Source organism: Brevibacillus sp. NRS-1366 (assembly GCF_050467985.1).
Map to the genome: position 1 here is coordinate 23,801 of NZ_JBITPN010000058.1, position 10,179 is coordinate 33,979.

At 47.8% G+C, this 10,179-nt stretch carries 9 protein-coding genes; all 9 read left to right on the forward strand.

Going from position 1 to position 10,179, the window contains the following annotated elements:
- Positions 1-116: 116 nt before the first annotated feature.
- The 9 genes from ACIFQN_RS32130 to ACIFQN_RS32170 all read left to right on the forward strand — a co-directional run bounded on the left by ACIFQN_RS32130 (position 117) and on the right by ACIFQN_RS32170 (position 9,894).
- Positions 117-2,216 carry a sensor histidine kinase gene (locus ACIFQN_RS32130; protein WP_429837123.1) on the forward strand — a complete coding sequence of 700 codons (2,100 nt, stop codon included), beginning with the start codon at positions 117-119 and terminating at the stop codon, positions 2,214-2,216.
- Entirely contained in the window at positions 2,217-2,834 is a 618-nt protein-coding gene (locus ACIFQN_RS32135) for a response regulator (protein WP_429837124.1), read from the forward strand.
- A 91-nt stretch (positions 2,835-2,925) separates the two neighbouring features.
- Complete coding sequence (locus ACIFQN_RS32140) at positions 2,926-3,390, forward strand: hypothetical protein (protein ID WP_429837125.1); 465 nt, start codon at positions 2,926-2,928, stop codon at positions 3,388-3,390.
- A 117-nt stretch (positions 3,391-3,507) separates the two neighbouring features.
- Positions 3,508-4,620, forward strand: coding sequence for an aminopeptidase (locus ACIFQN_RS32145; RefSeq protein ID WP_429837126.1), 1,113 nt, complete (start codon positions 3,508-3,510; stop codon positions 4,618-4,620).
- 485 nt (positions 4,621-5,105) lie between these two features.
- On the forward strand, positions 5,106-5,822 hold the full coding sequence (locus ACIFQN_RS32150) for an MFS transporter (RefSeq protein ID WP_429837127.1): 717 nt from the start codon (positions 5,106-5,108) through the stop codon (positions 5,820-5,822).
- A 51-nt stretch (positions 5,823-5,873) separates the two neighbouring features.
- Positions 5,874-7,073, forward strand: coding sequence for a M20 family metallopeptidase (locus tag ACIFQN_RS32155; RefSeq protein WP_429837128.1), 1,200 nt, complete (start codon positions 5,874-5,876; stop codon positions 7,071-7,073).
- Positions 7,074-7,232: 159 nt separating this feature from the next.
- On the forward strand, positions 7,233-7,499 hold the full coding sequence (locus tag ACIFQN_RS32160; protein ID WP_429837129.1) for a hypothetical protein: 267 nt from the start codon (positions 7,233-7,235) through the stop codon (positions 7,497-7,499).
- A 157-nt stretch (positions 7,500-7,656) separates the two neighbouring features.
- The gene (locus tag ACIFQN_RS32165) at positions 7,657-8,913 is read left to right on the forward strand and encodes a sigma-54 interaction domain-containing protein (RefSeq protein WP_429837130.1); all 1,257 of its coding nucleotides are present in this window, start codon (positions 7,657-7,659) and stop codon (positions 8,911-8,913) included.
- Between the two features lie 72 nt (positions 8,914-8,985).
- Positions 8,986-9,894 (forward strand): NAD(P)-dependent oxidoreductase, encoded by a 909-nt coding sequence (locus ACIFQN_RS32170; protein ID WP_429837131.1) that lies wholly within the window; start codon positions 8,986-8,988, stop codon positions 9,892-9,894.
- Positions 9,895-10,179: the final 285 nt, after the last annotated feature.

A 10,179-nucleotide genomic window follows, 5' to 3' on the forward strand; every position in this document is an offset into this window, starting at 1 on the left:
GTGATTGTTTGTTCGCTTTCGTCCCCTATTTTTTAGTTGGGGGCTTTTTTCTATTCTCATTTCGAACTATGCTTAAGAATAAATAATAGTCTTTACAGGGGAGGGGCAGGCAGAAAATGCGGCTGTCAATATTCAAAATATTCGGGATTGTAGCTGTTCTGCTGCTTGTTTTGTTAGTCTCGGCTCCTAGCGTCCGGGCGTCCGAGGTCCAGCCTCTCGCCAAGCAGGGAGTCATCGACTTGGGTGGGATCAACTGGGAAGAAAAGCAGTCGGTGGCGTTGAATGGCGAGTGGGCTTTTTATTGGAACGAACTGCTGACACCTACTATGCTAAAAGAAGCATCAGTATCCGCGCACCCTGTCTATAAAGCTGTCCCGTCTACCTGGAAGGCTAGAACAAATGCGAGCCAATCCTACTCCAATCAAGGCTACGCTACATACCGCCTCATCCTTCAATTGGGAGAGCAGGATATACATAAACGATTCGCGATCTACATGCCGAGTGTGGCCACCGCCTATCAATTATGGATCAACGGCGAGCTGATGGAAAGAAGCGGCGTCGTCGGAGTGAGCAGGGCAGAGATGATCCCTAAAAATTATTCCAAAATCGTCCCTTTTCAGACGGATCGTCCCCAAGTCGAGCTGGTTGTCCAAGTGTCCAACTTTGTGCAGCGAAAAGGCGGGCTGTGGGAGTCTATAACGTTTGGTCCCGTTGAGGAAATCATGTTCCAGCGCGAGACCAAGGTACTCTATGAAAGTCTGATCGCGGGCTGTTTGTTTCTCATGGGTATCTATCATTTTGCCTTGTTTCTGACACGAAAAAGAGAGAAGTCCGCCCTCTACTTTGCCGGAATGAGCATTGCGATCAGTATTCGCATTCTATTTTTGGGAGAAACGCTTGCCGTACGTTTTTTCCCCGGGATCCCTTGGGAAATCGGGGTCAAGCTGGAATATTTGTGCGCCTCTATCTGCATGATGTTTTTGTCTTTGTTTGTCCATTCCCAATATCCTCTAGAATCCAATCGAACCATCCGTAATTGGTGCATACGGGTAGGGTTTGTGCTGGTCCTTTTCATCGTTAGTAGTCCCCCCTGGATATTCACCGAAATGCTCGTGGTCAAAGAAATTTATTTATTGGTCAGTTTTATTTATGTGCTGTACGTCTATGTGCAGGCAGTCATTCGGAAACGGCACGGCGCATTGCTCAATGGTTTCGGGCTGATGGTGCTGTTCATTGCGGTAATCAATGAGATTTTGTTCTACGCCAATCTATCTACGTTTGAGCACGGAGTCGCATTTGGCCTACTCGTCTTTTTATTTACCCAGATGATCAATCTGTCTATGGCATTTGCGAGATCATTCGATCATGTAGAGCGCTTGTCGGACGAGCTGAGGAAATCAAACGAATCGCTGGAGCAAAAAGTACAGCGGCGAACGCAAGCGCTTGAGGGGAAAAACAAGGAGCTGCAAATGATGGAGGAATCACGCCGCAGGCTGCTCTCCAATATTGCTCACGAGCTAGGGACACCACTCACTTCGATCCAAGGCTTTATCAAAGCGATGATTGATGGGGTCGTGAAGACGGATGATCCCAAGTACTTAACGATTCTTTATGAAAAGACGATCTATTTGCACCAAATTATCAAAGATTTGTTTGAGCTCTCCAAAATTGAATCGAGGCAGATTCAGTTTCACTTTCAGCCGCTTTCCCTATTGCCCTTTTTCTATCACTTGTACGAAAAACACTTGCTGGACATGGAGAAAAAAGAACTGCGTTTTGAGTGGGAGATGAGCTCCGAGAAGACTCCTGTTGAAGGGCTTGTCATCATGGCTGATCCGCTTCGCGTCGAGCAGGTGGTAGTCAATCTGTTGACAAATGCTCAGCGGTATACACCTCCCGGAGGAGCGATTCGATTGCGGGTAGATTGGGAGCTGGAAGCTGGTGGGTTGGGAAAAGCGTACGTAAGCGTAAGCGATACAGGAATGGGAATCGGCGCAGAATCGTTGCCATTTGTGTTTGACCGGTTTTACAAAGGAAATGAAGCGCCTAAGCTCCGCTCTGGCGGGGGAGGGCTAGGATTGACGATTTCGAAAGAGATTATTCAATACCATCAAGGCGAAATGTGCGTAGAAAGCACAGTGGGAGTGGGAAGCACGTTCTCGTTTTCACTCCCAGTAAGCCTCGTGCAAAGAAACGAAGAAGGGAAGATATCGTAAATGGCAAACCCCACGATCTTGCTGGTGGAAGATGATGAGAATATTAGGGAGCTCGTCCGGTTGTACCTTGAGGCAAATGGTTTTGGTGTCAGGGAGGCGGAAGATGTTCGCCAGGCTCATACTCTGCTTGGTATGGAGCAGCCTGATTTAATCATCCTCGATATCTTGCTGCCCGATGGTTCAGGACTTGGGCTATGCCAGTTTTTGCGGGACACTGGCTGCGAGCTTCCCGTTCTCTTTTTAAGCTGCAAGGATGATTCAGAGGATATGATAGCGGGTCTTGATCTGGGCGGGGATGACTATATGACCAAACCCTTTGATCCCAACATTTTGATATCGCGGGTGAAGGCTCTTCTACGTAGACGGGGAATACAGGATAAAAAGGGAAATGCCAAAAGCTCAAAAGAAGAGTTAGTTGAGCGATTGACCAAACGGGAGATTGAAATACTGACGCTAATCAAAGCAGGGTATACCAACCGGGAGATTGCTACGCATTACCAAATATCAATAGGGACGGTTAAAGGCTATAATAATCAGTTGTTTGGCAAATTAGGAGCAAAAAACCGTACGCATGCCATTATGCTTGCTAGTGAAATCGGAATATTGCGAAGTTGCTAACTTTAGTTAGGTTCCCTTTTTGTCACGTTTTGTTAGCATAAGGGCAGTGACTTGTGCATAGACACAAAACGGAAAGGGGAGCCCGGCCTATATGTTGGAGCAGCTTTGGTTCTTTATTCAGATGTATTTGTTGACGCTGATTATGACGCCATTCGGCTTAGTCATGATCCCCCGGGGAATCGGTTTATTAGAAGAGCATCTGATTTTCGCCCTGATCTACTACAGCTATTTGCTTTTCAATCCGCTCTTATTCCGCATGTATCTATGCAGAATAAAGAGACGAGCCGATTTGCAAAAGCAGGTGTGGAACAAGCGCAAGCAATGGATCCGAGGTGTCATGTGGACAATTCTCTCTCACCTCGTTGTGTTTGAAATGGTTTATTTGTTTGTCATGCAAAGCAAGCATACAGGAGCGGTTACCAATCATATGGCTGCGGTCGCCCTGTCCTCGCTAGCCCTCTTCATTCTTGCAGCCAGTACTTGGTTTTTGTCTTACAAACATGCCCCTGCTCAAAAAGAAACGAGTACATCGCCCTGCCCTCCCTATTCTCGCTAAGCCAAATAGAATCAAATCTGACGAGACGAATCAATCTGATTCGCTTTTTTTTGATATTCCTCTGACAATCGAGAGCTACCATGGAGGATATACAACTCAGCAAAAGGAGTGAATGATATGAAAGATGAGCGGCTTGGAAAGATTGCAGACAATTTGATTTCGTACAGTCTGGAAGTTCAAGCAGGAGAGCATATCATGATTATGGTGGTAGATGAGGGAGAGCTATTGGCAGCCGAATTGGTAAAAAAGCTGTATGCCAAGGGAGCGTATCCGCATCTTCGCTTCATCAGGCCAAAGGTGCAGCGAGAATGGATGAAGGGGTTAACAGAGGGCCAGCTTGCACAAATGGTTCAGTGGGAACAGGATATGTGGCTTGGCATCCAAGGTTATATTGGCATTCACGGCGAGACCAATGACAGCGAGATGAGAGATGTGCCGGAAGAAAAAAATCGCCTGTATGCGGAGTATATGCAACACATCGCCCAGCATGTGGATAACAACATAAAGGGGATTCGCATCAATTACCCGACCGCGGCATTAGCGCAAAAGGCGAAAATGCCCACAGAAGAGTTTGAAGACTTTTATTTCAATGTCTGCTCGCTTGATTACCGCAACATGTCCGAAGCGTGCAAACCGCTATATGAGCTGATGGACAAGACTGATCATGTGCGCATCGTCGGGCCGGGAACCGATCTCACGTTTTCTATCAAAGGGATCGGTACGGCGGTAGCTGTCGGAAAGCGGAATATGCCCGATGGAGAAGTGTATACGTCACCAGTGCGCGATTCGATCAATGGGACGATCAGCTACAATACAGCCAGTCATTTCAAGGGAATTACATTTGAAAACGTCCGCTTCACTTTCCAAGAAGGGAAGATCGTAGAAGCGTCGGCGAATCATACTGCCAAGCTAAACGAAATTTTAGACAGCGACGAAGGAGCACGCTACATCGGGGAGTTTGCGATTGCCTTTAACCCATCTATTTTGCATCCGATGGGTGACATTTTGTTCGATGAAAAGATTGCCGGCAGCTTCCACCTCACACCTGGTCGTGCTTATGATGGGGCAGATAATGGCAATCGCAGCACAATCCATTGGGATCTGATCAACATTCAGCGCCCCGAGTACGGCGGCGGAGAAATCTGGTTTGACGATGTGTTGGTTCGAAAAGACGGATTGTTTGTCCATGAAGCGCTTGTGGGGATGAATCCGGAGCGGCTTATTTTGTAAGAGAGCAATGGAGGGCAAAAACGCCCTCCTTATTTTATTTTGAAGACCAATACTCCTTCGATCATGATCAAGATTTCCAAAGCAGGACCTTATCCGTCAGTTCAATCATGGGACCTACTGTAACTTGTGGGCAAATGTCCTTTTTGCTACTATTCTCCTGCTGACAGCTTTCGTTTTTTTTGTTTATGCTAAATTGCATAGACATTATGCTTTTTGGCATAACGGGAGTTCTATCATCTATTTTTACCGATTTCACAACAAAACGGGAGCAAGTGTTAGAAATCAATATGCTCAAATGCATAGAAATCACCTGTTAAAAAACGGATCACGAGGCGCCGATCACGCGGCGGCAGGCGAAAAGCGAGGAAAAAAGCCGTGATCGAAAGAATCGTAAACCGAATGGCACGAGATTTGCTTTAGTAACGGATCGCAATAATGAAAGCGTTTTAAATAAGACAACACAGAAAGAGGGGGCAAGAAGATGAATGGCATCGCAAAGAAAGCATGGGGGTATCGTCACGTCATTTTGGTTGTTTTGTGGCTATTGTACATCATCAATTATTTTAGGAATCTTTTTGAAAGATGGATACTTTTACATTTACACGTTGCTATTGTTTTGCCAGTTGGCTGTGTACTGGGGAACGACCACATGGCTCACTACTTTTCTCGTAAAGCAACACGGACTCGATCTGAAGCAGATGGGACTTTTTGCTTCCGTACCTTATGTCGTAGCTTTTTTCGCCATGATGCTGGGTGGCTGGTTGATGGATAAAGTGCTTCATCGGATGAAGCCTGTCGCGATCATCGCTTATCTGGGGTGCATTCCCGTTCTCTGGATGCTGGGAGCTGTGGAAAAAGGACAGACTGGCATGCTTTTAACGAGTCTGTTGTTGGTCGGTTTTTTCATCAACCTGAACTTTGGAACCGTTTACGCCTATGTTCAGAAGCGTTATCCCCAAGAAGTGGTGGGAAGTGCGACAGGTCTTGCCAACGGGATCGGGCAGATGGGCTCATTCGTCTCTCCTCTCGTTGCTGGTTATTTGGTGAAAGTAGGGGCGGACGGTTCCCAGGACTTCAGCAACGTATTTGTCTTTTTCGCTTCAGCGGCAGCAGTGGCAGCGCTTTGCGCGATTCTATTAAAAGAGCAAAAGGTGAAGGGGAATAACGAAGTCGTAACGGATGACAAGAAAGCTGTTGTCTAGCAAAAGAAACTATCGAATAGAAAGAGAGAGTGGATCATTGTGAAAGGTGTTATGGGAAACCCAAATGTTCAAAAAGCAATGGATTTGATTAACGAACAGGAAGCCGTGAATTTTTTGCGGGAGTTGATAGCGATCAATAGCGTCAACCCACCTGGAGCAGAAACGGCTGTTGCCGAAGCGATCCGCGACCATCTGGCTGCCGCAGGACTGAGTGCGGAGCTGGACGAGGTAGAGCCGGGACGAAGCAATGTACTGTCCGCGTTGACCGGAACAGGAGCAGAAGGAGAAGAACAGCGGGTTCTCGTCTTTAGCGGCCATCTGGATACGGTCCCGACAGGAAATATTCCATGGCAGCACGATCCTTTCGGCGGGGAACGGGTGGGCAACAAGTTATATGGAAGAGGCACTACCGATATGAAAGGCGGCGTGGCGGCCATGGTGCTCGCCATGGAGTATTTGCATCGGGCAGGGGTAAAACTGCAGGGGACTCTCCGATTTGTCGGCACTGTGGGTGAGGAAGTAGATTGCTTGGGAGCAAAAGCAGTAGCTTCTAAAGGACAAGTCAACGATGCTACGGCAATGGTCATCTCGGAGCCAAGCACCAACCGCCCATTCATTGCCCACAAAGGCGCGCTCTGGCTGGAGGCAGTCACGTATGGAAAAACTGCGCATGGCTCCATGCCTGACCAAGGTGTGAATGCGATTACGGCTATGGCTCGTTTCATTCATGAGCTGGAATCCTACTCTTTCACTTATGAGCATCATCCATTACTCGGAAGTCCGACGATGAATATTGGGGTCATCCAGGGAGGAGTCAAAACGAATGTCGTGCCAGATCAATGCACGTTGACGCTCGATATTCGTACCGTTCCCGGACAAGAGCACGCGCTGATCACAGGTGATTTGCATAAGCTGCTGGCGCAAGTATGCGAACCGCTAGGAGCACAATGCGAGATTCGTGTGTCCAACGATTTGCCTGCGGTCACGACAGCAAAGGAACACCCATTCATTCAGCTCTCTCAAGAGACGATCAAGAATCTATGGGGAACAGACGTACCAGTAAGTGGTGTGAATTACTATACCGATGCCTCGATCTACGGGCCGCATCTAGGGGTACCTATTCTCATTTACGGACCGGGAGAACCCACCTTGGCCCACCAGCCGGACGAGTGGATCGAAATTGATCGCTATCTGGATTCGATCCGCTTCTATCTCACGCTAGCTGCTGCTTATTTGGGAACAGAAGTATAATCGTTTTGAACAGAAAGAAAATTGAAAATACGATTCACCTCCCCTATAATTAGGATTAATCAATCAATCGAATTGAGCTGCCGAAATCATCTCCTCCCGTAACAGGAAGTCCGACGTTATGGGAGTTTTTTTCGTATAGGTCAGGAGAGGGTGGAATCTATGAGACTAGTGGACGTATTGAATCAATCCTATGCCTATTGTAAGCAAGCAAAATGGGAAGAAGCGGCGCGAACGATGCAAACGGATGCGCTTTTCGTGTTGGACCAGGAACAGGCCATAACTGGCGTAGTCATGCGACAAAATCCTGGGGGACTGGTTTCAATCGGGATCTGCGCCATAGACGAGATAGAGAAGCGGGATGCAGAGTGGGACCTGTACGAACAGTGGGCGATTGTAAATAACCAAAGGAAATCCAAGGATGGTTGAAAACGACAGAGCTGTATCACTATTTTTTCCGCGTCTACAAAGAGCGACAGGCAAACTATTTGCTCGATCTCGAGGCGGTATTTAATACAAGCTACGATATGTTTTACATTTCAGACGGAAAAGGAATTACGCAGCGGGTGAGCAGATCCTCCGAGGGTTGTACGGCTACAGTGCGGAAGATCTCGTCGGCAAAAGCGTCTATGATCTTGAGCGGTCGGGTGTGTTTCAGCCGTCGATTACACGACTCGTGCTCGAACGTAAAGAAAAGGTGCAGGTGGTCCAGTCAACACGCATGGGCAGCAGGCAGATGGTTATCGGAACGCCCTTAAAAGACGAGCATGGGAACATTGTGCGCGTCATCAACTTCACCCGGGATATTACGGAGGAAAAGCGACTGCAGGAGGAGCTGGAAAACGTGCGAGGACTCTTGGAGGGCTACAGACAAGAGCTGCGCAAGTGGAGTCAACAGACGGTTCAGGATGGAGCGTTCATTACAAAAAGCGAGCAGATCAAGCAAGTTGTGATCTTGGCGGGCAAATTGGCGGAAGTGGATTCTACTGTTCTCATTTTAGGAGAGTCCGGGGTGGGCAAAGAGGTGGTCGCCTCCTATATCCACAACAACAGCCAGCGCAAAGAAAAGCCGATCATCAAAATTAACTGTTCGGCGATTCCCGAGCATTTGCTAGAGTCCGAGCTGTTTGGCTATGAAAAAGGCGCATTTACGGGTGCGACAAAAGAAGGGAAGCCGGGCCTGTTTGAGCTAGCAAACGAAGGGACGTTGGTTCTCGATGAAATCGGAGAGCTGCCGCTGAGTCTTCAGGTCAAGCTGTTGCGAGTGCTGCAAGAGCATGAATTTGTTCGCATCGGGGGAACGAAGCCGATTAAGGTCGACGTACGTATCATAGCAGCGACCAATAGGAATCTTCAGGAGGAGACGAGACAGGGGCGTTTTCGCGAGGATTTGTATTATCGCTTGAATGTCGTGCCCGTCAACATCCCGCCTTTGCGTGAAAGAACGGATGATATTCTGCCCTTGCTGTTATTTTTCAAAGACAAGTTCAATCGCAAATATAAAAAAGCAAAAACCTTTTCACAAGAGGCATTGGAATGCTTGCAGGCGTACAAGTGGCCAGGCAATGTGAGGGAACTGCAAAACATCGTGGAGAGGCTGATCGTGATTACGGATCAGGATGTGATTGAGGTCACTCATTTGCCAGAGATGGTACATCAGCTGCAGCACTCCCACGCGAAGCTGAGTGTAACAGAAATCCTTCCCTTGAAAGAAGCGATTTCGCTCTTGGAGAATCAATTGCTCGTCATGGCCCGAGACAAATACGGAACGACAACGAAAATGGCTGAGGTGCTGAAGGTGGATCAATCAACCATCAGCAGGAAGTTGAGCAGGATGAAATAGGAGGGAGAATGTGAGGGCAGGAATTTTGGAACAATTCCGAGAAGTATAGTAGTAAGGCAAAAGAGATGAGCGATGGGAGTGGTAAATGTGGCTTTGCATGCAAAAGAGACAGTAATCGGATTTGTCGGGACGGGTGTGATGGGCAAAAGTATGGCGACCCATTTCCTGAATGCTGGCTATCAGGTGCTGGTGTACACCCGGACAAAAGAAAAAGCGGAAGAATTGCTCGCGCGCGGAGCTGTTTGGAAAGAACGCATTTCGGATCTGGCTGGGGCGTCTCATGTCATTATCACGATGGTCGGATATCCTAGCGATGTGGAGGAAGTGTATCTAGGGGCAGAGGGAATCGTCACTCATGCGAAGCCAGGTACGTTCTTGTTGGATATGACTACTTCCAAGCCTTCGCTAGCCATAAAGATTTATGAGGAAGCAAAAAAACAATCCCTGTATTCCTTGGATGCACCTGTTTCCGGTGGTGATGTGGGAGCGCGTGAGGCTCGCCTGACCATCATGGTAGGCGGAGATCAGGAAGCATTTGACATCGTAGAACCACTGTTCAAAATTATGGGTTCCAACGTTGTCCTCCAAGGTGGACCTGGAGCGGGACAACACACGAAAATGTGTAATCAGATTTGTATTGCTACCAATATGATCGGTGTGTGTGAAGCGATCGCCTACGCGAAAAAAGCAGGTCTTGATCCTACGAGAGTGCTGACGAGCATCGAAGCAGGAGCGGCAGGCAGTTGGTCCCTGTCCAATTTGGCGCCTCGCATGATTGCGGGTAACTTTGCTCCAGGCTTTTATGTGAAGCACTTTATCAAGGACATGGGGATTGCATTGGAAGCGGCCAAAGAAATGGGCTTGTTGACACCAGGTCTGGAGCTGTCCAAATCGCTATATGAGGAACTCGCTTCCAAAGGCGAGCAAGATAGCGGTACGCAAGCATTGATCAAGTGGTTTGAGGGTGCAGCTTCGGAATAAGGATAGGTGATTTGTGCCTGTCAGGATAGCTATGGGAGAAGAAGGAGAGGGGCCCGTCACGCGGGCTTCTTTTTTGTAATATCGGAAAGTATAAAATCTGAGGGGAGTCATCCCTTTTATTTGCTGGTAAAATGAGGACATGGAGACGAACATTCTTACGTTCATTTTCTTTGATGAAAACAAGAACGGGGATACATTCGTTAAGAAGTATGGTAAACGAATTCGTTTCTCAGTCTTAAAGGAAGTAGAAGAGTTTCGTTCTTGTGGTGACCCTAGAAACGGTTT

What these genes read in the sequence shown, in the direction of transcription:
- ACIFQN_RS32170 (WP_429837131.1), top strand. Translation starts at nt 8,986, where the DNA reads ATGGGAGTGGTAAATGTGGCTTTGCATGCAAAAGAGACAGTAATCGGA.
- ACIFQN_RS32140 (WP_429837125.1), top strand. Translation starts at nt 2,926, where the DNA reads ATGTTGGAGCAGCTTTGGTTCTTTATTCAGATGTATTTGTTGACGCTG.
- ACIFQN_RS32145 (WP_429837126.1), top strand. Translation starts at nt 3,508, where the DNA reads ATGAAAGATGAGCGGCTTGGAAAGATTGCAGACAATTTGATTTCGTAC.
- ACIFQN_RS32150 (WP_429837127.1), top strand. Translation starts at nt 5,106, where the DNA reads ATGGCATCGCAAAGAAAGCATGGGGGTATCGTCACGTCATTTTGGTTG.
- ACIFQN_RS32135 (WP_429837124.1), top strand. Translation starts at nt 2,217, where the DNA reads ATGGCAAACCCCACGATCTTGCTGGTGGAAGATGATGAGAATATTAGG.
- ACIFQN_RS32130 (WP_429837123.1), top strand. Translation starts at nt 117, where the DNA reads ATGCGGCTGTCAATATTCAAAATATTCGGGATTGTAGCTGTTCTGCTG.
- ACIFQN_RS32155 (WP_429837128.1), top strand. Translation starts at nt 5,874, where the DNA reads ATGGGAAACCCAAATGTTCAAAAAGCAATGGATTTGATTAACGAACAG.
- ACIFQN_RS32160 (WP_429837129.1), top strand. Translation starts at nt 7,233, where the DNA reads ATGAGACTAGTGGACGTATTGAATCAATCCTATGCCTATTGTAAGCAA.